Source organism: Roseomonas indoligenes (assembly GCF_017813365.1).
Taxonomy (GTDB): Bacteria; Pseudomonadota; Alphaproteobacteria; order Acetobacterales; family Acetobacteraceae; genus Roseomonas; species Roseomonas indoligenes.
Window position 1 is genome coordinate 63,971 of record NZ_JAGIZA010000012.1, and the last position, 21,949, is coordinate 85,919.

17 protein-coding genes are annotated in these 21,949 nt (G+C 71.1%); 6 read left to right on the forward strand and 11 right to left on the reverse strand.

What is annotated here, in order from left to right; translation table 11 throughout:
- Window positions 1-11: 11 nt before the first annotated feature.
- The 4 genes from J5Y10_RS18455 to J5Y10_RS18470 form a co-directional block, all read right to left on the reverse strand.
- Window positions 12-1,667, reverse strand: a complete 1,656-nt coding sequence (locus tag J5Y10_RS18455) for an MFS transporter (RefSeq protein ID WP_209375557.1) — start codon at window positions 1,665-1,667, stop codon at window positions 12-14.
- The gene (locus J5Y10_RS18460) at window positions 1,664-2,119 is read right to left on the reverse strand and encodes a MarR family winged helix-turn-helix transcriptional regulator (protein ID WP_209375558.1); all 456 of its coding nucleotides are present in this window, start codon (window positions 2,117-2,119) and stop codon (window positions 1,664-1,666) included. Before J5Y10_RS18460 ends, J5Y10_RS18455 begins: the two co-directional genes overlap by 4 nt.
- 101 nt (window positions 2,120-2,220) lie before the next feature.
- Window positions 2,221-3,405 carry a class I SAM-dependent rRNA methyltransferase gene (locus J5Y10_RS18465; RefSeq protein ID WP_209375560.1) on the reverse strand — a complete coding sequence of 395 codons (1,185 nt, stop codon included), beginning with the start codon at window positions 3,403-3,405 and terminating at the stop codon, window positions 2,221-2,223.
- Window positions 3,406-3,463: 58 nt separating this feature from the next.
- Window positions 3,464-4,204 carry a glycerophosphodiester phosphodiesterase gene (locus J5Y10_RS18470; protein WP_209375562.1) on the reverse strand — a complete coding sequence of 247 codons (741 nt, stop codon included), beginning with the start codon at window positions 4,202-4,204 and terminating at the stop codon, window positions 3,464-3,466.
- Between the two features lie 194 nt (window positions 4,205-4,398).
- On the opposite strand from J5Y10_RS18470, the gene J5Y10_RS18475 reads away from it, so the two are divergent.
- Window positions 4,399-4,686, forward strand: coding sequence for a hypothetical protein (locus J5Y10_RS18475; protein ID WP_209375563.1), 288 nt, complete (start codon window positions 4,399-4,401; stop codon window positions 4,684-4,686).
- Here J5Y10_RS18475 and J5Y10_RS18480 read toward each other — a convergent pair.
- Both J5Y10_RS18480 and J5Y10_RS18485 read right to left on the reverse strand, forming a co-directional pair.
- Window positions 4,683-5,615 (reverse strand): nucleoside hydrolase, encoded by a 933-nt coding sequence (locus tag J5Y10_RS18480; protein ID WP_209375565.1) that lies wholly within the window; start codon window positions 5,613-5,615, stop codon window positions 4,683-4,685. The two genes, J5Y10_RS18475 and J5Y10_RS18480, sit on opposite strands and share 4 nt — an antisense overlap.
- Window positions 5,612-6,793: a M20 aminoacylase family protein gene (locus J5Y10_RS18485; protein WP_245214857.1), complete on the reverse strand. Its 1,182-nt coding sequence runs from the start codon at window positions 6,791-6,793 to the stop codon at window positions 5,612-5,614. Before J5Y10_RS18485 ends, J5Y10_RS18480 begins: the two co-directional genes overlap by 4 nt.
- 90 nt (window positions 6,794-6,883) lie before the next feature.
- Between J5Y10_RS18485 and J5Y10_RS18490 the strand changes: the two genes are divergently transcribed.
- The 5 genes from J5Y10_RS18490 (at window position 6,884) to J5Y10_RS18510 (ending at window position 15,875) form a co-directional block, all read left to right on the forward strand.
- Window positions 6,884-8,452 carry an ABC transporter substrate-binding protein gene (locus tag J5Y10_RS18490; protein WP_209375567.1) on the forward strand — a complete coding sequence of 523 codons (1,569 nt, stop codon included), beginning with the start codon at window positions 6,884-6,886 and terminating at the stop codon, window positions 8,450-8,452.
- The gene (locus J5Y10_RS18495) at window positions 8,449-10,248 is read left to right on the forward strand and encodes an adenine deaminase (RefSeq protein WP_209375569.1); all 1,800 of its coding nucleotides are present in this window, start codon (window positions 8,449-8,451) and stop codon (window positions 10,246-10,248) included. Before J5Y10_RS18490 ends, J5Y10_RS18495 begins: the two co-directional genes overlap by 4 nt.
- Window positions 10,249-10,495: 247 nt before the next feature.
- Entirely contained in the window at window positions 10,496-11,917 is a 1,422-nt protein-coding gene (locus J5Y10_RS18500) for an MBOAT family O-acyltransferase (protein WP_209375571.1), read from the forward strand.
- A gap of 10 nt (window positions 11,918-11,927) precedes the next feature.
- Window positions 11,928-13,055, forward strand: a complete 1,128-nt coding sequence (locus J5Y10_RS18505) for an alginate O-acetyltransferase AlgX-related protein (RefSeq protein ID WP_209375573.1) — start codon at window positions 11,928-11,930, stop codon at window positions 13,053-13,055.
- Window positions 13,056-13,184: 129 nt separating this feature from the next.
- On the forward strand, window positions 13,185-15,875 hold the full coding sequence (locus tag J5Y10_RS18510) for a tetratricopeptide repeat protein (protein WP_209375574.1): 2,691 nt from the start codon (window positions 13,185-13,187) through the stop codon (window positions 15,873-15,875).
- Window positions 15,876-16,088: 213 nt separating this feature from the next.
- Here the strand turns inward: J5Y10_RS18510 and J5Y10_RS18515 are convergent, their stop codons facing one another.
- The 5 genes from J5Y10_RS18515 to J5Y10_RS18535 all read right to left on the reverse strand — a co-directional run bounded on the left by J5Y10_RS18515 (window position 16,089) and on the right by J5Y10_RS18535 (window position 21,839).
- Window positions 16,089-16,802: an alginate O-acetyltransferase AlgF gene (locus tag J5Y10_RS18515; protein WP_209375576.1), complete on the reverse strand. Its 714-nt coding sequence runs from the start codon at window positions 16,800-16,802 to the stop codon at window positions 16,089-16,091.
- A complete protein-coding gene (locus J5Y10_RS18520; RefSeq protein WP_209375578.1) occupies window positions 16,802-17,785 on the reverse strand; it encodes an alginate O-acetyltransferase AlgX-related protein in 984 nt (327 codons plus the stop codon). The genes J5Y10_RS18515 and J5Y10_RS18520 overlap by 1 nt, the downstream gene beginning before the upstream one ends.
- 344 nt (window positions 17,786-18,129) lie before the next feature.
- The gene (locus J5Y10_RS18525) at window positions 18,130-18,912 is read right to left on the reverse strand and encodes a GDSL-type esterase/lipase family protein (RefSeq protein ID WP_245214858.1); all 783 of its coding nucleotides are present in this window, start codon (window positions 18,910-18,912) and stop codon (window positions 18,130-18,132) included.
- Between the two features lie 57 nt (window positions 18,913-18,969).
- The gene (locus J5Y10_RS28780) at window positions 18,970-20,289 is read right to left on the reverse strand and encodes a glycosyltransferase (RefSeq protein WP_209375580.1); all 1,320 of its coding nucleotides are present in this window, start codon (window positions 20,287-20,289) and stop codon (window positions 18,970-18,972) included.
- Entirely contained in the window at window positions 20,286-21,839 is a 1,554-nt protein-coding gene (locus J5Y10_RS18535) for a hypothetical protein (RefSeq protein ID WP_209375581.1), read from the reverse strand. Before J5Y10_RS18535 ends, J5Y10_RS28780 begins: the two co-directional genes overlap by 4 nt.
- Window positions 21,840-21,949 lie beyond the last annotated feature (110 nt).

Here is a 21,949-nt window from a genome sequence, read left to right on the forward strand (position 1 = left end):
TTTCCGTCTGTTCAGGCGGGCTGGGCCGTGCGCGCCGCGAGATCCCGCGCGCGCCGCCGGCCGAGCCAGAGGAGGAGCTGGTGGAAGAGGAGGCCGAGGAGGCAGAGCACCGAGACCACGGCGACCACGAGGAACAGGTCGTTGTAGGCGAGGATATAGGCCTCGCGGGTCGCAACCTGCCCGAGCAGGGTGTTGCCTTCCGCGCCCCGCAGCGCCGGATCATTCAGGACGCGGGCGTAGGAGGCGCCGTACTGCTGCACGCGCTGGGCGACGAGTGGGTCCGACAGCGTCAGGTTCTCGACGATCTGGCTGGAATGGAACTTCTCACGGATCACCATGAAGGTGCCGAGCCCTGCCGCGCCGAGCAGGCCGCCGAGGTTCTGCGAGGCAAGGAAGACCGCGAAGAAGCTCGTCAGGTGCTGGATGCCCCATTTCAGGGTATGGGCGAAGCTCCAGCCCACCGCCGGCGGCAGGAAGATCGCACCCCCGAAGGCGACCAGCGCCTGAGAAAGCAGGACATCCTGCGGCCGGGTCAGGTTGGTGCTGTAGCTCTCCATCCAGGCGCCGACCGCGATCAGCGCCAGGGCCACGCCCTGGATGGCCGCCCGGTTTTCCGGACGGTTGATGAAAGCGACGCCCAGAAATCCGCCCGCGGTAGCGAAGAAGATCACCCAGAGCATCCCGGACATGTGCTCATTCAGTAGGCCGAGGTTCTGGAAGAAGCCGATCGCGCCCGTGGTCTGCTCCGAGAGGATGAAGCGGGAGAAGAACATGGAGCCGCCGAAGAGGATCATGTCGGCGGAGGAGAGCCAGCGCAGGTTCACCAGCGGCCTCTCCCGGTTCAGCTCGATCATGACCAACACGGTCAGGCAAGCGAGACCGGCGGCGAGGCAGAGGCCGAGCCAGGTCGCTTCCGTCCACCAGTAGTAGCGCCCAAGGCTGAGCACGACGGCGATCAGCCCCATCCCGACGATCAGCAGCGGCAGGCTGATCGCGTCCACCCGGTCGAACACCTTGGCCGAGACCGGCGGGGTGATCGGCAGCACGAGGATCCAGAACAGGCACGCAAAGGAGAGTGCCAGCTCCACCATGTTCAGCTGCGGCCACAGGCCGATCTCCAGCAGCTGGGGCGAAATGAGTCGGGCCAGGGGCACGGCAACCTGGGAGCCGGTGAGGCCGAGGGCGATGCCGGTTGTGAGCTTGTGCTGTGGCGGCAGCGCCTCCAGCACATAGAGGAAGGCCAGGGTGTTCAGGATGGCACCCGCGAAGCCGGCCACCGCGCGCAGCAGCACCGCCGAGCGCAGGTCCACGACGGCGACATGGGCCAGGGAGACGATGACGAGGAACACGAGCGCGATTTTCGCCACCCGCCGCAGCCCGAACTGCGTGCGCAGCTTCCAGAGCAGGATGGAGGCCGTGATGCTGGTGGAGCTGTAGCCCGCCATCAGCCAGATGGCCTCGTTCGTCGTCGCGCCGAAGGTGGCCTGCACCGCCTGGAGATTGCCGGAAATGAGGTAGTTCCCCATGCCCTGCGCCAGGCCGAAGGTCAGCGAGGCCAGCATGTAGAGCGCCAGCGTCGGAAAGGAGATGGTTGTAGGCCCGGCCGGAGGAGCAGGCGGCGCCGGCTGCTGAGCCGGGGCGGCGGGAGCCGTTCCGCTGTCGCTCATCCCTGCCCTCCCTCGGCCGAGGTGCCCAGCTCATCCAGGCGGGCTGCCACCATATGCAGAACCCGCAGCGCCGTTTCGAGTTCCGCGCGCGGGACGTCGCGAAGCACGCGCTCGCGCAGCGCCTCGGAGACGCTGTCCACCTCCCGCACTACGGCGCTCGCGGCCTCGGTCAGCACGATCTGGTTGGCGCGGGCATTGCCCGGCACGGGTTCCCGCCGGATCAGCCCCTGGCGCTCCAGCCCGTCGAGCAGGCGGACAAGGGTGGGGTGCTCCACCGAGAGCGCCTCGGCCAGGTCGCGCTGCATGGCGCTACCCCCGGACTGGAAGAGGATCAGCAGGGCGCGCGACCGTCCGAGGGTCTGCCCGCTCCCGCGCAGCTCAGCGTCCCAGAGGGTGCGCCAGCGCTGGGTGACGCGGCGCAGGGCCGTGACGAACTCGGCATTGAGGCTCATGGCACGGGATCTATTGTAGCAAGCTAACATTAGCAAGCTACGTAAGCGCGGGACAGCCCTGTTCAAGCTTCCCTGGACGGGCGTCCCACGCGCAGCAGGCCCTATGAAAGCTGGATCGTCAGGGCCTTCAGATACACGCTTTCCGGCAGCATCGGGTGGATCGGATGGTCCGGCCCTGCCCCCGTGATGGCCAGGATCCGCGCATCGCGCCGGGCGCGATGCAGCCCCGCCAACACGGTGTCGGTGAACTCGCCCGAGGGGACGTGGTGGGAGCAGGATGCGATGAAGAGGATGCCGCCTGGCGCCACCAGCCCCGCCGCGATCCGCGCCAGGCGGGAATAGGCGCGCACGGCCTGTGGGATGTCCTTGCGGGACTTCGCGAAGGCCGGCGGGTCCGCCACCACGACGCCGAAGCGGGTGCCGGACTGCCCCATGCGTTCCAGCGTCTCCATCGCCTCGCCCCGCACCGCCTCCACCCGGTCCTCCAGTCCGTTGCGCCGGGCCGTCTCCATCGCGGTGGCCAGGGCGTGCTCGGAACGGTCCAGCAGGGTGACCCGTGCCGCACCGGCCGCGGCGGCCTGCAGCCCGAAGCCGCCCGTGTGGCAGAAGGCGTCCAGCACCGTCTCGCCCCGGGCGAGGTTCGCGACGCGGGCGCGGTTCTCCCGCTGGTCGAAGAACCATCCCGTCTTCTGCCCGCCCAGCGGGTCGACGGCGAAGCTCACGCCGCCCTCCTCCACCGTGCCGGTCGCCTCGGTCCCGCGCAGCAGCAGGGTCGCCTCGGGCAGGCCCTCCAGGGCACGGACAGAAGCCTCGTTCCGCGCCACCACGGCGCGGGGCCGGATCAGGGCGTCCAGCGCGCGCAGGATGGCCGGCGTCGCCATCTCCATACCCGCCGTGTTCGCCTGCAGCGCGATCAGGTCGCCGTAGCGGTCCAGGATCAGGCCGGGCAGCCCGTCCGCCTCCGCATGGGCCAGGCGGTAGTGCGGCGTGGGGAAAAGGCGCGTGCGAAGGGCCAGGGCCTCACCGATCCGGGCCTGCCAGAAGGCGTCGTCGATCGGGACGGAAGGGTCGTGCGACAGCCGCCGGCCGGCGATCAGGGAATGCGGGTTGAAGTGGTGGATCCCGTGGCGGACGCCGTCATCCCCCTCCACCCGCACGGGGCTGCCCGGCGGGATGGCGCGGGCCTCCGCCGTCATCGTCACCTCGTTGGAGAAGACCCAGGGATGGCCCGCCTTGGCGCGCCGGTCGCGGCCGGGGAGGAGGCGGAGGAGCGGCAGGTCTGACATGGGCGGGGGAGATAGAGCGGATCGTGCCCCGGCGCACCCCGCCAGCACCGCCCGGCGGCTATGACCCGGCCGAGACGCGCATCGCAAGGGCAAGGATGGGATCGTCCGTCGCCAGGGCGTCCGGCCCGAGCTCCAGCATGCGCCGGATGGCGGGCGACCGGTTCACCCCCCAGGCCCCGACGCGCAGCCCGGCGCCGCGCAGCACCCCAAGGAGCTCCGCGTCGAGCACGGCCTCATGGGTCTCCACCATCGTTGCGCCCGTCCGGTGCGCGACCGTCACCACCCCGTCCGGGCCGAGGTAGCGCAGCATGACAGGCGCGAAGAGCCAGGCGACGTTCAGCAGCCCGCCCGCGGCCACGGCGGCGGTGGCGATTTCCGCCTCGAAGGTGATCAGTTCCGTCCGGCCGCGCATCCCGTGCCGGTCCAGCTCGACCAGCGTCCGCTCCAGCAGGGCGAGGTCCGGGCGGCCAGCGGCGTCCGCCTTCACCTCTACCTGTAGTCCGACTCGGCTATCCGCGACGAGGGAGAGAAGGTCCGAGAGGCGGGGCGGGGGCTCGCCATCGGCGGAGACGAGCTTCATCTCCGCCAGTTCCGCCGCGGTCCACCTGGCGACCGGACCCGTGCCGTTGCTCGTCCGCTCCAGCGTCGCGTCGTGCATGACGATCGGCACGCCGTCGGACGAGAGATGGACGTCGCACTCCACGGCATCCACCCCGGCCGCAATGGACTGGCGGAAGGCCTGGAGGCTGTTTTCCGGCCAAAGGATCGCGCCGCCGCGATGGGCAATGATCTCGGTCATTCCGCTCTCCCGTCGCAACGCTTGATTCGCGCGCGCGGCGCTGGGATGCTGCCACGCGGCGGATGCAGGGGTTTTAAGCCTCGCTCCTTTCTTCGGGAAGGGAGGACGGATCGGCCGGGCGTATCCGGGCGGCGGGCCCGGGTCGCAAACCCTGGTCGCAAACCCTAGTCGCAAACCCTGGCGGACATGAACCGATGACGCTGTGCCTGGTGCTGCACGAGCTGCCCGAAGGGGGTCCCGAGACCCTCGAGGCCGCGGTGTGGGAGCTGAGCGAGAGCCACATGATGCTGGGCGGCGGCATGCTGGTAGAGACCAGCGTCTCCGCGCGCTACCTGCTCGCCCACCTGGACCGGGCGCTGCGCCGGGCCACGCAGCAAGGCAGCCTTGTCGTCACGGAGGTGACGGACGAACTCTACGCCGCGGGACTCGGGCCGGATGCGGCGGATTGGGTGCGCGGGGTGCTGGAACAGGCCGCCGGCTAGGGCAACCGCGCCAGCCGTTCGCCCAGCAGTGCGAAGAAGCCATCCGCGTTAAGCGCCTCGGCCAGAGTGGCGTTCGGCGCGGCGGTGCTCCGCCCCCAGCGGTCGATATGGGTGCGGCCCCGCGCCGGACCCGGCCCGAGATCCACCGAGACCGCCGCGGGCACGGCGCGGAACAGTTCCGGCGCCAGTAGCCAAGCCACGGCGCAGGGATCGTGCAGCGGATGCCCCTCCCCGCCCAGCCGGCGGGAGGGCGGGACGGCGGCCATGATGTCGCAGGCCGCCTTCAGGCAGGCGCCTCCACCCAGGGCACGCAGGGCGACGATCCGCGCCGGGGTCACCAGGGCCTGCGCCGTCAGTTCCAGCGTCACCAGAGTCACGGGGATGCCGGCGGCGAGGAGGACGGCCAGCGCCTCCGGGTCGCTGGCGGCGTTGAACTCGGCGGAGGGGGTCCAGTTCCCCTCCCCCCAGGCGCCGGTCATCAGCACGGCCTCCGCGACCCGGTCGGCAAGGGCGGGTTCCGTGGCCAGTGCCAGGGCCAGGTTGGTGACGGGCGCGATGCCGACGAGGTTGACGGAGCGCGGCCGCGCCTCCCGCAACGTTGCGCGGATCGCGTCCGCGGCAATGGCCCGCACGGGCGGCGGGCCGGGCGGCAGGCCGACCCCGGCCAGTCCGTCCGCCCCGTGAACCGCGCCATCGCCCCGGAAGCCGCCAAGCAGCGGCCGGTCCGCGCCCGGCACCACGGGAACCACGGCCCCGGCAAGGCCGGTGATGGCGCAGGCATTCTGCACCGTCCGGTCCAGGCCGGCATTGCCCCCGGCGACCGTGACCATGCGGAGGTCGATCTCCGGCGAGGCCAGGGCGAGCCAGAGGGCGATGGCGTCGTCCGTTCCGGGATCGCAGTCCAGGATCACCGCGCGGCGCGTGCTCATGCCCCCAGCTCCGCCTCCACCACGCCGCAGAGGAAGGCGGCGCCGGGCACCAGGGCCGCGTCGTTGAAATCGAAATGCGGGTTGTGGTGGAAGCCCTCGGGGTGTGCGGGCGCGCCCGTGCCGAGCCAGGCATAGGCGCCGGGGCGGGCCTCCAGCATGCAGGCGAAGTCCTCTCCGGCCGTGATGGGCGGGTGGTCGTCCCGCGCGTGTTCCGCGCCGAGGGTGGCCAGGGCGGCGCGGTGCATCACCGCCGCTTGCGCCGCATGGTTCACGGTGGGCGGCAGGCGGCGGGAATAGACCGGGGCGGCCTCCACGCCGTGCAGCGCGGCGATCCCATTCGCCATGGCGGTGATCCGCGCCTCCAGCAGGTCTCGCACGGGCGCGGAAAGGGCACGGGCGGTGCCGCGCAGCAGCACCTCCGCCGGGATCACGTTCGGCGCCTCCGGGTGGCCGGCGGCCATGTGGCCGACGCTCACCACGCCGGCCTCCATCGGGTCCAGCTCCCGGGAGACGACGGTCTGCACGGCCTGGATGAAGGCGGCGGCGGCCAGGGTAGCGTCAGTGCCGAGATGCGGCTTGGCGCCGTGGGTGCCCCGACCGCGAAAGCGCACCTCCCAGGTGTCGGAGGAGGCGAGGACGGCCCCCTTCGGCACCGCGACGGTCCCGAGCGGCAGGCCGGGCAGGTTGTGGATGGCGTAGACGGCATCCACGGGGAAGCGCTCAAACAAGCCGTCCTCCAGCATGCGCTGGGCCCCGCCGCGCGACTCCTCGGCGGGTTGGAAGATCAGGCGGACGGTGCCGGCGAAACGGTCCCGGTTCGCCGCCAGCCACTTCGCGGCGCCGAGCAGCGTGGCCGTGTGCCCGTCATGCCCGCAGGCGTGCATCTTCCCCGGCATCTGGCTGGCGTAGGGCGCGCCGGTCGCCTCGCTCATCGCCAGCGCGTCCATGTCCGCGCGCAGGCCGATGGCGCGGTTGGCCGGCCGAACGCCCTGGAGAGTACCGACCACGCCGGTGCCCGCGATGCCCTCCTCCACCGTAATCCCGGCCGCCCGCAGCTCCCGCGCGACGAGGGCAGCGGTGCGGTGCTCCTCGAAGCCGAGCTCGGGATGGGCGTGCAGGTCCCGGCGCCAAGCGATCATGGAATCGGCGAGCGGCTCCAGGGCCTTGGCGCTGGGCATCGGGGGGCGGCTCCGTTGCGGGGGGTGGGCCGAACATGGCAGCTTGGCCCCCTTTCCGCCAGTTCGACCCCCGCCCCTCCGAGGTTTCCCATGCGCCTGCGCGCCACCCTTCTCGCCGCCACCCTTCTCCTGCCGGCGGCGGCGGTGGCGCAGGAGGCGATCCGCATCGGCGTGGAATCCGGTCCGACCAGCCTCGACCCGCATTACGCCAGCCTCATCACCAACATCGCCTTCGCGCGCCACCTGTTCGAGCCGCTGGTTCAGCAGGACTCCCGGCAGAACCTGCGGCCTGCGATTGCCAGCGCCTGGCGCGTGGTGGACGACCTGACCTGGGAGTTCACCCTCGACCCGCGGGCGCGCTTCAGCGACGGCGCGCCGGTGACGGCGGAGGACGTGGCCTTCTCCATCGCGCGGGCGGGGAACGTGCCGAACTCGCCCTCCTCCTTCGCCTATGCCACCCGCGTCGTGACGGCGGTGGAGGATACGGGGCACGGGGTGGTCCGCATCCGCACCCGCGTGCCGACGCCGCTGCTGGCGAACAACCTCGCCCTCGTCATGATCGTCTCGAGGAAGCACGGCGAAGGGGCCTCCACCCAGGACTACAACTCCGGCAAGGCGGCGATCGGCACCGGCCCCTTCCGCCTCCTCTCCTGGCAGCCCGGCAGCCCCTTTGTCGCGGAGCGGAACCCGGAGTTCCACGGCATCGCTCCCGCCTTCGCCCGCGTGGAGTTCCGCCCGATCGCCGCCGCTGCCTCCCGCGTCGCCGCGCTGCGGGCGGGGGATGTGGACATGGTGGAGATCGTGCCGCCGGAGGAGTTCGAACGCCTGAAGGGCGACGCCCAGCACTTCTCGACCAGCGAGAGCCCGTCAAACCGCCTCATCTTTCTCACCCTCGACAGCGACCGGGAGAACAGCCCCTTCGTGCGCGCGAAGGACGGCTCGCCCATCCCGAACCCGCTGCGGGACGCGCGGGTGCGCCGCGCCCTTTCACTGGCCATCAACCGGCAGGCGCTAGCGGAGCGCGTGCTGCGCGGCCAGGCGCTGCCCTCCGGCGACCTCGGCCCGCCCGGATATTTCGGGACCTCCCCGGACCTGACGGCGGAGCGGCTGGACCTGGATGCGGCGAAACGGCTTTTGGCGGAGGCTGGCCTGCCGCAGGGCTTCTCCCTGCAGGTGAACGGCCCGAACGACCGCTTCGTGAATGATGAGCAGGTGGTGCAGGCCATCGCCCAGATGTGGACCCGCCTGGGCATTGCCGCGACGGTGGAGACGAAGCCCCGCGGCGTGTGGCTGAGCGAGGCGGCGCAGCTGAAATACAGCGTGAACCTCGCGGGCTTCTCCCCCAACCCCGAGGTGCTGGGGATGCTGGAGACCCAGGTGCACAGCTTCGACACCGTGCAGGGCCTGGGCACCCAGAACCGCGGCCGCTTCAGCGATCCCGCCATCGACCGGGTGATCGAGCAGGCCCGCCAGACGATGAACGACGAGGAACGCGCCCGGCTAACCCGGCAGGCCACGCACCAGGCGATGCGGGAGCGGACGGCCCTGGTCCCGCTCTACTTCCAGGTGAACACCTGGGCCATGCGCCGCGGCTTCACCTACGAGGCGCGGACGGATGAGATGACCCTGGCCCAGTCCGTGGGGATCGCCCCGAAGTGAGCGGCACCATCGACGCGCCCATCCCCGCCGGGACCCGCCGCGCAGCGATCCGCGCCGCCAAGGGCGAAGCGCCCTTCGACCTGCTGCTGACCGGTGGCACGGTGGTGGACGTGGCCCTGGGCGAGCTTCGCATGGCCGATGTCGGGATTGTCGGCGGGCTCATCGCATCGGTTCACCCGCCGGGCAGCCGCAGCGACGCGGCGGAGGTCCATGACCTGACGGGCCGATTCCTTTCGCCCGGCTTCGTGGACAGCCACCTGCATCTTGAATCCTCCTTCATGGCGCCGGCGGACTACGCCTCCGTCGTCGTCCCTCACGGGACCCTCACCACCGTCTGGGACCCGCACGAGCTGGCGAACGTGCTGGGCGTGCCCGGCGTGCGCTGGGCGGTGGAGAGGTCGCGGAACCTGCCGCTGCGCGTCCTTGTCGCTGCCCCGTCCTGCGTCCCCTCCGCCCCCGGGCTGGAGCTGGCCGGTGCCGAAATCGGGCCGGAGGAGATGGCGGAGATGCTGTCCTGGCCGGAGGTCTCGGGCGTTGCCGAGGTGATGGACATGGCGGGCGTCCTCTCCTCAGCCCCGCGGATGGAGGGGATCGTCGGGGCCGGAATGGCTTCCGGGAAGAACGTGAACGGCCATGCCCGGGACCTGATAGGCCCGGCGCTGCAGGCCTATGCCGCCGCCGGCGTCACCTCGGACCATGAGATCATGGGGCCCGAAGACTTCCTGCAGAAGCTCCGCGCCGGGCTGACCGTGGAGCTGCGCGGCAGCCACGACACCGTGCTGCCGGGCGTGGTGGCCGCCATCAACGCCCTGCCCGCCCTGCCGCCGAACCTCGTCACCTGCACGGACGACGTCTTCCCGGACGAGCTGGTGGAGAAAGGTGGGCTTCGCGACACCCTGGCGCGCCTGGTCGGCCACGGCCTGTCGCCGATCCACGCGCTGAAGATGGCCACGCTGCACGCCGCGCTGCGCCTGAAGCGCGACGACATCGGCCTGATCGGCCCGGGCCGGCGGGCGGAGGTCGTCGTGCTCTCCGACCTGCCGGGCATGGTGGTGGAGCGGGTCTATGTCGCCGGCCGGCTGGTGGCGCGGGGCGGCGCCCTGCTCTCCCCCCTCCTCCGCGATCTCCCGCCCGGCACCCTGCGCGATACGGTGAAGATCCCCCGGCAATCCGCCCCGGCCTTCACCCTGCGTCCGCACGGCGTGGAGAACGGAACCGTCCGCCTGCCCGTGGTGGGCGGTGCACGGGTGGTCCGCTGGGCGGAGGCCGAGGTGGCGGTGCATGGCGGCGTGGCGGAGGTCCCGCCCGGCCATGCCCTGATCACCATCCTGCACCGCCACGGAAGGCGCGATCCCTCTCCGGTCGTCTGCCTCGCGGATGGCTGGGGCGAGCCGCGCGGGGCCGTGGCCACCACCATCAGCCACGACAACCACAACCTGCTGGTGATCGGGCGGGACCCGGCGGATATGGCCGCGGCGGCCAACGCGCTCATCGCCTGCGGGGGCGGCATGTCCGTCTCGCGCGGCGGGGAAGCGATCGCGGTGATGCCCCTGCCCGTCGCCGGCCTGCTTGCGGAAACCCCACCGGCCGAAACCGCGGCCGCCTTTGCCCGGCTTCGGGAGGCAGCCGATGCCGTGATGGACTGGAAGCCGCCCTTCCGCGTCTTCCGCGGCGTCACCGGCATCTCGCTGGCCTGCAACCCCGGCCCGCACCCGACCGACCTCGGCATCTCGGACGGAGGAACAGGTGCGCTGCGCGACCCGGCCATGCCGCTGGCGGGTGTGGCGGCAGAGTAACGCGGGGCGAAGCAAATTGTCGCTCTATGCGTCTCAATTCCCTGAACTGTTGCGGTTGGTTTAGATGATCCCCTACACCCGCAACGGCCGATTCCACCCGCCCGGGGCGGCTCACCCCCTGCGGAGACGGTGCGCGGGCCCGGTGATGAAGGCCAGGACGGCCGGGCGCATTGGGGGATGGTATGGCGGAGCTGAAGGGCCCTGACGGGCGGCCCGGGAATGGCCGGGGCGGGGCGCGCGGCGCCCCATGATCTTCGCCTCCTTCGAGTTCCTCTGTCTGTTCCTGCCGCTGTTCTTCGCGGTCTACTTCCTCACGCCCTTCCGGTTCCGGAACTGGCCGATCCTGATCCTGTCCTGGGCCTTCTATGCCTGGTGGCGGGTGGATTTCCTGCTGCTGCTCATGTTCTGCACAATCTTCACCTTCTACACGGTGAAGGCCATGGACCGGGCCGGGCCGAAGACCCGCAAAGGCACGACGCTGTTCATCGTCGGCCTCGTCGGCAATCTCGGCGTGCTGGCCTATTTCAAATACGCAAATTTCGGCGTGGGGATCTTCAACGACTTCCGGGCCGCGCTGGGCTATCAGCCCATCCCCTGGGTCGAGATCATCCTGCCGATCGGCCTTTCCTTCTACGTGCTGCAATCCGTGTCCTACCTCGTGGACATCTGGCGCGGCACGGTGCCCATCACGAAGAAGCTGCTGGACTACGCCACCTACAAGGCGATCTTCAGCCAGCTCATCGCCGGCCCCATCGTCCGCTACGCCGAGATCAAGGACGAGCTGGTCTATCGCCCGCATACCCTGGCGCAGTTCGGCCTCGGCGCCCGGCGGTTCATGACGGGCTTCACCATGAAGGTGGTGCTGGCGGACACGGTGGCGCTGGTGGCGGATGCCGCCTTCGCCCTGCCGAACCCCACCCTGGCCGATGCCTGGACGGGTGCCATCGCCTATACGCTGCAGCTCTACTTCGACTTCGCCGGCTACTCCGCCATGGCGATCGGGCTGGCGCTGATGATCGGGTTCCACTTCCCCGAGAATTTCAATCACCCATACCTGTCCAGCAGCATTCAGGCCTTTTGGCAGCGCTGGCACATGACGCTGTCGCGCTTCCTGCGCGACTACCTCTACATTTCCCTTGGAGGGAACCGGAAGGGCGCCTTCCGCACCTACCTCAACCTGTTCCTGACGATGGTGATCGGCGGCCTCTGGCACGGCGCCAACTGGACCTTCATCGTCTGGGGCGCCTGGCATGGCGGGCTGCTGGCGATCCACCGCCTGTTGCAGCAGGCCGGCTTCCGGCCGATGCCCTTCATCCTCGGCAACGCGCTGACGATGCTGGCGGCAACCATCGGCTGGGTGGTGTTCCGCGCCCACGACATCCACAACGCCATGACCATGTATGGCGGGATGGTCGGGCTGAACGGCGCCCCGCTGAGCGACGCCCTGGCCTGGCAGGTCACGCCGGACCAGTGGTGGACCATCCTGATCGCGATCGTGGTGGTCTACCTGCCCCTGCTCGGCCCGCGCCTGCCCTTCCAGCGCCCGCCGGAGGCGATGGGGACCTTCTGGCGGAGCCTGTGGATCGTCGGGCCGCTGCTGGGCTTCCTCCTCGGCGTCGTGCTGCTCTACAGCCGCGCGGCCGTGCCCTTCCTGTATTTCCAGTTCTGAGAGAGGGCCGATGACCGAGACCTCCTGGAAAGGCGCCCACGCCGCCGCGGTGTTCCAGGGCGCCGCAGCGGCCGTACTCCTCGCCCTCGCCGCCTGGCAGGGCATCGCGGCCATCGCCAGCGAGCCGGGGCAGGAGCGGCTGCGGCCCACGCTGAACCTCGGGTCCTTCCTCTCCGGCAAGCTGACGGGCGCCGTGAACCACGTGATGGCGCACGAGTTGCCGGCCGACCCGCTGCTCCGAGCGAGCGGCGGCGTCTTCCGCTACGACCTGTTCCGCTCCGGCGGGCCGCTGGTCCGGGTGGGCTGCGACGACACCCTGTTCCTGACGGAGGAGCTTCGCCCCTGGCCGGGCGCTGAGGCCGCCATGGCGGAGCGCGCCGCGATCGTGCGGCGCGTCCGTGACGGGCTAGCGCAGCGGGGAGTCCTGCTCTCCGTCGCCCTGGTCCCGGACAAGGCGCGGGTGAAGCGGGACCGGCTCTGCGGCGCGCCGCGCTCCGAGCAGGCCACGGCGCGCTACGATGCCTTCGCGGAGGCGCTGCGCGGTCAGGGCATCCAGCCCTTGCTGCTGCTGCGCCCCCTGGCCGCCCGGGAGGCACAGGGCGGCGCATGGTGGCGCACCGACACGCACTGGAGCCAGGAAGGCGCCCGCGCGGCCGCCGCGGCCATCGCCGCGGCACTCCGCGTCTACCCCCTCTCCCGCTCCACCACCTTCCGCACGACCTCTGCCGCCGAGGAGACGAACGGCCCGGGCGACCTGCTCCGCCTGATGAGCCTGGACCGCGTGCCGGACGCGCTGCGCCCGGCGCCGGACCGCCAGCGGCTGGAGCACACGGAGGCCGCGGAGGCGGGCTCCGGCGGCGGCGGGCTGCTGGACGAGACCCCGGCGCCGGAGGTGGCGCTGGTCGGCTCCTCCTACTCCGTGAACGCCAACTTCCACGGTGCCCTGCAGGAGCTGCTGCGCACCGCGGTCGTAAACGCCGCCAAGGCAGGCGGCGGCTTCGCCGGCAGTGCCAACGAGTACTTCGCCGGCCAAGCCTTCCGGGAGACGCCGCCGCGCATCGTCGTCTGGGAGATTCCGGAGCGCGTCGTCGGGCAGCCACTCGGCCAGGGCGAACGTGACCTGGCGGCCCGCTGGTGAGGATCGCGGTGAGAAAAGGGCATCGGGCTCGGCGGGAAGCCACCGCTGACGAAACGCTTTTAATCCTGCGCATCCGAGATAAATTATGAGAAATTCGTGCGGCCGCTTCGTCCCGGGAATCACCGTCTGATGTCCACTCGCCATCCCCTTCCGGCCCTGGCTGCCCCCGCGGCCACCCGGCCCGGCGGGCGGCGCCTTCTGCCCGGCGGGACCGTTCTTCTGCTCGCCACGCTTGGCGGGGCACCCGTCCTGGCCCAGACGACCGCTCCCGCCCCCGGCCCCGCGACAGCCGCGTCGTCCCCTCGCCCCGCCTCCCCGGTTCCGGCTGCCGCGGCCGATGCTGGGCGCAGCGGCCCGCGCGGCATCGCCGTGCTGATCGATCAGGCGAATTTCTGGAGTGCCCAGGGCCGGCCCGAGTTGGCGCAGCAGGCGCTTGACCGGCTGCTGACGGTAGACCCGAACAGCTCGGACGTGCTGCTGGCAGCGGCCGAGGTGGCCGCGCAGAACGGCGACAGGCCCACGGCGGAAATCTATGTCGCGCGGCTCCGGCAGATGGCTCCGGATAGCCCGCAGCGGGCCCAGGCCGAGGTTGCGCTGCGCGCCGCCTCCGTCGACCAGGCCGTGCTGAACGAGGCGCGCAACCTGGCCCAGGCCGGCCAGCGGGAAGCCGCGATGCAGCGCTACCGCCAGCTGTTTCCCAATGGGGAGGTGCCGGCGATCTTCGCTGCCGAATATTATCAGACGCTCGCCGGAAGCTCGGCCGAGTACTTCGAGGAAGCGCGCTCGGGGCTGGAGCGGGCCGTGGCCCGCGTGCCGGAGAACCGGCCCCTGCAGCTCGCCTATGCCCAGCTCCTCACCTACAACGAAACCTACCGCCAGGAGGGAGCCCGGCGGCTCCGAGCCCTGGCGAACGAGCCGACGGTGGGTGCGGCCGCCCGCGCCGCCTGGCGCCAGGCGCTGCTGTGGCTTCCGAGCGATCCGGATACCGCGGACGAGCTGCAGGCCTATCTGGAGAGCAACACCGGAAACCGGGACGCCGAGCTGGAGGCCAAGTACGAGGAGGCGAAGGCCACCCGCATCTCGCCCTCCATCACCTACCGCCTCTCCGCATGGGCGGCGATGGAGGCCAAGAACTACGAGGCGTCCGAGCGGGACTTCCGGTCCGCCATCGAGAGCGATCCCCAGGATGCCGAGTCCTATGCCGGTCTCGCCCTGCTTCGGAAGATCAAGGGCCGGTATGCGGAGGCTCGCGAGTTCTTCGACAAGGCCGTCCAGCTCGCCCCGTTCCGGGAGGAGGATTTCCGCTCCCGCCTCGGCGACCTGAGCGGGCGGGAGACCGCGCCCGCCACGGCCGGGCGTGGAACCGGCGGCAATGGTGGCCGCAGCGGCGGTGGCAACGCGGGCCCACCCTCGGCCTCCTACCTCGCCTGGCAGAGCCTGCAGCGCGGGCAGCTGGAACGCGCGACCGAGAACGCGAACCGCGCCCTCCGCGGGAATGCGAACGAGAAGCTTCAGGGCGAGATCGTCCTGGGCCTCGTCTCGCTGCGCCGGAACGCCCTTCCGGATGCGGAGGCCCGCTTCCGCCGCATCCTCGCCGCTCGCCGGAACGTGCCGGCGGCCCAGGCCGGACTCTTTGAGGCATTGCAGCGCCAGGGGCGGCAGGCCGATGCCGACCGCTTCCTCGCTGACAGCGGCTTCCGCCCGCCGGAAGGTGCGCTGGGGTCCCGTTCCGCGGCGCTGCGCCAGCAGGCCGAGCAGACCCGCGACCCTGCGGCGAAGATCGCCCTGCTGCGCGGCGCGCTCAGTTCCGATCCCAACAACGTCTGGGTGGCCTTCGATCTCGCCCGCGCGCTGAAAGCCAGCGGCGACACAGCCGAGGCCCGCCGGATCGAGGCACAGCTGAGCGCGCGGCAGGGCGCGTCGGACGCACTCTTCGCCTCCGCCCTGCTGGCGAACGCGGACGGGCGGATCTCGGAATCGGTGGACCGGCTCGAGGCGATCCCCGACCGCGCGCGCACGGCCGACGGCAACCGACTGCTGGATGAGAACCGCCGGGTACTTGAGGTGCGGCAGCTCGAGCGCGCGGCGCGGGGCAATCCGCAGTCCCCGGCCGCACGGCGCCTGCTGGCTCTGGCCGGCGAAGGGGACCAGACCGGGGAGACCCAGGCCGCCGTCATCCGCGCCTTCAGTCGGCTGCGGCAGACCGGCAATCTCCAGGCGGCGTCCCGCACCATCCTGGCCTCTCCGCCCGCAGCGCCGGCGGCGCGCGTGGCCGTGGGCTTCGCGATGGTGGAGGCGGGGCGCAACAACGATGCGGACTCGCTCATCGGTTCCCTGGACGGGGATACGCGGCTGACGCGGGAGCAGCGCCAGCAGGTCGCCACCCTCCGCGCCAACTCCGCCGCTCAGGCCGCGCAGAACCTGAACGAGCGGGGCGACCGGACCGAAGCCATGGGCCGCCTGTCCCGCGCGCTGCGGGATTCGCCGGATAACCCGCAGGTCCAGCTCTCACTCGCTCGCCTCTATTCCCTGTCCGGGCGGGCGGCCGAGGGCCAAAGCATTTCCGAGGGCATCCTGAGCCGCGACCCCGACAACGTCGCGGCGCGCGCCGTGGCGGGCGAGGCCGCCGTCCTGAACAGTGATATTGGCCGGGCGGAGCAAATCCTGAGGGAAGGCCGGGCCAGGAACGCGGATGAGCTGCAGATGGCTCTTCTGGAAGCGCGGATCGCCCGGGCTCGGCGCGACACGCTGCGCGCCCGGAACGCGCTGGAGGAGGCGGCACGCCTGCGGGGCGCGCAGCTTCGCGCGAGCGCGCCCTAGGGGTCGTCCCCAGCCGGCGTTGACGCGGTCCGACGACACCTCAGCACCGCCGGAGCGGCGCCAAGTCCAACGTTTTCGACCTGAGCGGCCTGCCGGATGGAGGCGCCGTTCGGGGGTGGCGGCCTCAACGTCAAGACGGCATCAAAAAAGGCCAGGAGAGAGGCATCCACCTCCCTCCTGGCCTCGCCGTGACCTTATCCGGTCAGAGCAGGCCTAGCCCCGCCAGCGCGCCGTCGTATCGCGGCTGATGAAGGACATCAGGTTCTTTCCGTCCGGCCGCATGAGCCAGATGCTGTACATGCCGCCGGCCTCCAGACCCGAGATCTGGAAGTCCGGAGCCGCCTGCGAACCACACTGCGCGCGGATGGCTGCGGTGACGGGGTTCACGCTGCGGGCCTTCGCGGTACCGGGCGCAACGCCTTCCAGAACGGCCGGGCCGCTGGGCGCGAGGAGCGCGGAGGCGGTGGGGCAGTCCGGCACTGCGTTGTAGAAGCTCAGCCGGGACCGCGCCCGGTTGAACTCGGACTCGTCCACGATGGCCTTGATCTCCAGGCCACCATCGCCCTGCGCCTGGACGAGGATCGTGTTGAACGAGCCCGGGTTGAGCTTCAACGTCGCGCGGCCGGTGCGGCGGCCGGCGCTCGCCTCCAGCGTCAACTCACGCCCGCCGACGCGCTGTGCGACCGCGAACTGCGTCACGCGCTCCTCCGGCTTCGTGCCGAGCCGCTGCGCCGGCAGGAAGGCCGGGCGCACCGCCAGCTCCTCGCCCAGCGTGTTGACGAACCGGATATAGGCGGAATCCGGCGGCGGCTGGGGGTCGTAGACCGCGGCCTGACCCTGCGCCATGGCCGGAACGGTGCCGGCACCCAGCACGCTGAAGGACAGGATGGCGGCGGCAAGGCCGCGGCGGAACGTCATCGCGGGCATCACGCGCCGACTCCCCGGCGCACGTCGCCCAGGAACTTGTCCACGCTCATTCCATTCTGGCCCCAGCTCCCGCTTGTGGGCGTGGTTTCCAGGTCGAGCTCCAAATGAGTCCAGATGATCATCTTGGGCCTCTGCTGCTTGAAGGTGTCGCTGTTCAGGAACTGCACGAGGCTAGAATAGGGCCCGACATTGTTCGGCTTCCAGAACAGCGTGACAGGACGCATGAGCTGGTTGGAGAGAATGGGCTGGAACGCGTAGCGCGGTTCCACATAGCTGTTCCCGATCAGGGCGACGTCGGCGGTATCGTCCGCGATGAGCGCATTCTGCCCACCCGCATTGACGACGTCCCGGACCTGATAGCTTTCCATGTCGTAGCTGCCGCGCTGGTTGTCCGGCAGGAAGCGGACGAGGTCCCCGCGGGCGTGCTGGCGGGTGATCAGCGGCGTCACCTGCGTGCCGGGCCGGCTGCTGGGCGGCATCGTCGGACCGACGGCCTTCGCCATCTCCACGGCCGCGATCTCTGCCGCCATCGGCGTCCAGTGCGTGTCCGACTTGAACCACATCTGCACGGTCTTCGCCCGGTCCCGGAACACGGTGTCCAGGTCCGGGACGATCGCTCCGGCCTTGCGGAACTCGGCCAGCGCCAGGCCGTACCGCCGGTCCAGATCTGCCGAGACGCGAAGGTTAGGGGGCAGGTATTGCCGGTAGAGCCTCGTCTTGGACGGGATGAGGAGAACGGCGACGCCGATCCCCGCGCCCTTGATGATGCTGATGGCCTGGCTGATCACGGGCAAGGTGCGCTGCACGTCGGCGATGCGGGCGTCCACGCTGTCCCACTGCGCGAAGAGCCAGCCTTCCCGGCCCACGGTGACGGGCATGGTCTGCGCCTCGGCCGCGCCGGCGGCAGCCGCCGCGCCGGCCGCGGCGAGGAGGAGCGCCCGGCGCGTGGCTCCAGGCCCGGGCGGCAAGCGGAAGGAGGTCATTCTTGGTCTCCGAAGTCGATCAGGGGACATGGCGCCAGCGCGTCCTGCGGCCGCGGCGACCGGATCACTGGCCCGGTTGGGCCAGCACGTTCAGGCCAGGACGGAGTCGCAGATGGCAGCTTCTTGAGTGCTGCAGAGCAATCCGTCCATGCCAGGGCTGCGGTGGGCAGGAGGTGGTCACGCGGGACAGCAGCGGGAAGACGGCGGCGACCCCGCCACGGACGGCCTCGGGCCGGGAAGGGGTTACGGAGATCATCTCGGCTGCCTTCTCGGATCAGCGGGGGTCTAACGAAATCTATTCGCCGCAAGGCGCGGCAGCAATGGCACTGCCGGTCCGCCGGGCCTCAGCGCCCGACCATGTTGGCGATCTGCGGCTCGAGCACCGCGACGAGCCTCGCATATCCGTTTGGCGTCAGGTGCAGCCCATCGACAAAGACGCCCGGCAAGGCCCGCCCTGCCTGGTCCACCAGCACGTGCCCGAGATCAGCGTAGAAGACGGAGCGGTTGTCCGCGCAGGGCGCGATCAGCGCGTTGACGCGCTGGTTGATCTGCCGGGCCGGATCGGACGCGTCCGCGCCGCGCGGCAGCAGGCCGAGCAGCAGGATGCGCGTGCCGGGCGAACGCCGCCGGATCACGCGGATCACCTCCGCAATCCCCAGCGCCGTGTCCTCCGGCGGCGAGTTGTAGCTGGCGTTGTTCGTGCCGATGAGCAGCACGGCAGCCCTCGGCCGCAGCGTCGCGGGCCATTGCCCGCCCTCCTGCAGGCGCCAGAGCAGGCCCTGCACGAAATCGCCGCCGACGCCGAAGTTCACGGCTCCACGCGACCCGAAATAGGTCTCCCAGATCGGCGGATCCCAGGACTGGGTGATGGAATCGCCGAGGAAGATGGTCTGGGCATAGCCCAGGCCCCGCCCGGCCACGCGGCTGAGTTCCGCCGTGCGCGCACGCCAGTACGGATCGGTGAGTTGCTCCGGCTTCGCCTCCCGCGGCATGGGAAGGCGCGCAGGGAGCGACGGACATGCCAGTTCCGGCGCCTGCTGGGCGCGCGCGGGCATGGCGCCCAGCAGCGCGGCCCCGAACGCCGCCGCCACCGCGGCGGAGGCGAGAAGTGGAACCCGCAGGCGCATCAGAGGACCCACCCGCACCCGCCGTCTTGCTGCGGCGCCGTCGCGCCTCTCAACCCCTCAGGCCGCACGAACATCGCGCCGCTCCTCTCCGTCGTAGATGGCGCGCAGCGCGCCCACGAACTCGTCTCGGCCGATCACGTCGCGCACGCTTCCAGCCAGCCGCTCATGTGTTTCCGGCTCTGCGGCCTGCAACAGGGCGCGGGCGAGGTCCGGCGCGGACCCGGCGCGGAAATGCAGCCCGTCCACCCCTTCCTGCACCTTCTCAGCCATGCCGCCGATCCCGGAGACGATGAGCGGCGTACCGGCCCGTCGCGCCTCCTGGATCACCACGGGCGAGTTCTCCCACCAGATGGAGGGCATGACCACCCAGCCGACGCCGGTCATCAGCCCCAGTACGTCGGCGGCGTCGTAGCGGCCGGCGAAGGTCAGCCGGTCCCCTGCCACCTCGATCGCCTTCTCCAGATGCGGGAAGAAGCGCAGCGTCTCCGCCTCCGTCGCGCCGTAGACGAGGAGGCCGATGGAAGGATCCTCCGCCACGGCCGTCGCGAAGGCGGGGATGAGCACGTCCAGGCCCTTGAACTCCGTGGGCTGCCCGAAGAAGGCGAAGCGGGCGGAGAGGCGGGCGCTGTCCGATCGGCGCCGGGGCTGCGCCAGCAGGTCGTCGCCGAGATAGTTTTCCAGCACCGTCGCGTGGTCCGGCGAAAGGCCCCAGGCGCGGTAACGCTCCGCGATGAAGTGGCTGGGATAGATGAACTGCTGGAAATGCCGCAGCCCGGAGAGCATCAGCGCCTTGCGCAGCCGAAGCCGCTCCAGCGTCTGGTCGGGGAAGCAGGTCAGGCAGCGCTGCGCCGTCTCCTTGCGGCACAGCTCGCGCGAACGGGTGCGGATCATCTGGCCGTGATGGCTGCAGATTGCCAGCATCTCGTGCAGCGTCACAACCATCCGCGCATCAGGCCGCGCCTCGGCCAGCTCCGCCACCAGGTCCAGCCCCACGCGCCAGTAGTGGTGGAAGTGATAGACATCGGCCTTCAGCCCGGCGAGCAGCCGCACCAGGGCGCGCCTCTCCTCGGCAGAACGCCACCACAGCCGGTCGTCCTCCATCCCGCCCACGGCATAGAGGTACTCGCTCTCGCCGTAGCGGGCGAAGGACTCGCCGCGATCCGCGGGCGACTGGCCGTTCGGCAGTTCGATCGCCGAGACGAAGCTGGCCCGCCATCCCTCCCCGGCCAGAGTCTGGTACTGGCGGTAGGCAGCCGTCTCGCCGCCGCCCTTCGAGAAATCGGGATGGGCGTGCGAGATGATGCAGACAGACGGGCGGGCGGAAGGCGCGCGCGCAAGCCCCGGTGCCTGGCCCGGTCCCCTGGCGATGCCGCTCACCGCGGGGACCCCGTTACGGGCACCATCTCCCACAATCCTCTCAGGTGCTCGGAGAGAAGACCGCCCAGCGGGTCCGGCCGCTGGGCCGGCATCGGCAAGGCAGAGGCGTCCACGCCTGCCATCATCGCAACCACCCGGCCCATCGTCGCCTCCATCGTTCCCGTGCCGGCCACCGCGTGCAGGCCGGCGATCCAGGGCAGGCTCTCCGCCCGCAGGGCATTGGCGGTCAGCCGCCCGGGGTTCCCCTCGATCGCGGCGTCCACCAGGGCGGCCGTATCGATCGGCGCGACCGTCCCGCTGCCCCTCGCGGCCACGGCCAGGGCCCCTTCCGCATCCCCCTCCACCACCACCTCCATGGCGCCGCGGCGCAGCAGGGCGGCGGCGGCGCGCCCGGCGGCGGCGCCGCTGAGCACGATCCGGGAGAAACGCGTCTCCAAGTCTGGCGCGAGCAGTGCCAGCACCCGGGCAGCGTACTCGTCATTCACGCCGAAGAGCAGCGCCGTGCCGCCCGGCTCGGCGGGGCTGCCGGAGAGGGACATGCCCGAAAGATAGCCCTGCAGCGCCCGCGACCGCTCCGAGAGCGCATCCCGCAGCCAGGCCTGCAGCGCCGCCGCGTCCGGGGCCGAGAGTTCCGTACGCGGCAGGGAAAGGGCGGAGAGGAAATCTGGCAGCGGGGCCGGCGAGACCTCCGCCAGGAACCACCAGGCCCGGTCACCACGGCGAAGCTGCACCACGACCTCGATCGTGGAGTCCGGCGGCGCCGCGACGATGCCACCGAGAACAAAGCCACCCTCCAGCGGCGCGTAGGACTCGGCGACCAGCGGCACCACGGCGGAGGCGCCGCCCGGCGCGCGCACCACCGCGCAGCCCATTGCCTCCATCCGCCTGGGCGGCGCATCCGCCAGGTTCAGGCCGCCGGAAACCACCAGCTCCCCGTCCGGCAGGATCGCGGCGCGGACGTCGCGGAATTCCAGGAACAAATCGGCCGTCCCGGCCAGGCGCGGCAGCCGGTCCAGCCATCCCGCGAAGATGCCGGCCGGCCCCTCCTCCGTGTAGAGGGTGCGGATCCGCCCGGCGTCCAGGGCCGAGGCCCGCAACAGCTGGTAGCTGGCGCCCCAGTCGCGGTTCATCGACATCGCCTGCACGTCCGCCGGCAGATCATAGGCGAGGAGGTCAAGCGCCACTTCCTGCCCCCCCGCCGGGCCGCCGGAGGTACCGAGGATCAGGATCCGCCCGCGGAGGTGGCGGGGGATCTCGTGGATGAGGCTGAAGCCGGTCACGGCCGTACCCTCGATCTGTTCCACGTCCAGCCGGGGGTGCAGGTCGCGCAGCAGGATCGTCAGCGGCTCGCCGGGGCTCCCCTCCACGCGAAGCTCCGGCGTCTCGTCCACGCGGTGGCGCATCCAGCCAAAGATGGCGCCCTGTTCCGGGGTGAGGTCGCCGGCGCAGTCCAGTCCTGCCTGCAAGCTCCGTCCGAACTCGAAATACACGCGGCCGAGACCCCCTCGCTGCCCGGGCTGGCTGCCCGGCCCAAGATGCCGTGCGGGCATGCTGCGGTGCAAGCACGGACCGGCGCCGCCTTTCCCGGCCCCTTCGCGCCCCCTAAACTGGCGCAGCCCGACCCGGAGACCCGCCCATCCCTCCCGACCCTACTCTCCCG

Excerpts from the sequence above, each read along its gene's own strand:
- J5Y10_RS18455 (WP_209375557.1), bottom strand. The coding sequence starts at position 1,667 with ATGAGCGACAGCGGAACGGCTCCCGCCGCCCCGGCTCAGCAGCCGGCG.
- J5Y10_RS18460 (WP_209375558.1), bottom strand. The coding sequence starts at position 2,119 with ATGAGCCTCAATGCCGAGTTCGTCACGGCCCTGCGCCGCGTCACCCAG.
- J5Y10_RS18465 (WP_209375560.1), bottom strand. The coding sequence starts at position 3,405 with ATGTCAGACCTGCCGCTCCTCCGCCTCCTCCCCGGCCGCGACCGGCGC.
- J5Y10_RS18470 (WP_209375562.1), bottom strand. The coding sequence starts at position 4,204 with ATGACCGAGATCATTGCCCATCGCGGCGGCGCGATCCTTTGGCCGGAA.
- J5Y10_RS18475 (WP_209375563.1), top strand. The coding sequence starts at position 4,399 with ATGACGCTGTGCCTGGTGCTGCACGAGCTGCCCGAAGGGGGTCCCGAG.
- J5Y10_RS18480 (WP_209375565.1), bottom strand. The coding sequence starts at position 5,615 with ATGAGCACGCGCCGCGCGGTGATCCTGGACTGCGATCCCGGAACGGAC.
- J5Y10_RS18485 (WP_245214857.1), bottom strand. The coding sequence starts at position 6,793 with ATGCCCAGCGCCAAGGCCCTGGAGCCGCTCGCCGATTCCATGATCGCT.
- J5Y10_RS18490 (WP_209375567.1), top strand. The coding sequence starts at position 6,884 with ATGCGCCTGCGCGCCACCCTTCTCGCCGCCACCCTTCTCCTGCCGGCG.
- J5Y10_RS18500 (WP_209375571.1), top strand. The coding sequence starts at position 10,496 with ATGATCTTCGCCTCCTTCGAGTTCCTCTGTCTGTTCCTGCCGCTGTTC.
- J5Y10_RS18505 (WP_209375573.1), top strand. The coding sequence starts at position 11,928 with ATGACCGAGACCTCCTGGAAAGGCGCCCACGCCGCCGCGGTGTTCCAG.
- J5Y10_RS18510 (WP_209375574.1), top strand. The coding sequence starts at position 13,185 with ATGTCCACTCGCCATCCCCTTCCGGCCCTGGCTGCCCCCGCGGCCACC.
- J5Y10_RS18515 (WP_209375576.1), bottom strand. The coding sequence starts at position 16,802 with ATGCCCGCGATGACGTTCCGCCGCGGCCTTGCCGCCGCCATCCTGTCC.
- J5Y10_RS18520 (WP_209375578.1), bottom strand. The coding sequence starts at position 17,785 with ATGACCTCCTTCCGCTTGCCGCCCGGGCCTGGAGCCACGCGCCGGGCG.
- J5Y10_RS18525 (WP_245214858.1), bottom strand. The coding sequence starts at position 18,912 with ATGCGCCTGCGGGTTCCACTTCTCGCCTCCGCCGCGGTGGCGGCGGCG.
- J5Y10_RS18535 (WP_209375581.1), bottom strand. The coding sequence starts at position 21,839 with ATGCCCGCACGGCATCTTGGGCCGGGCAGCCAGCCCGGGCAGCGAGGG.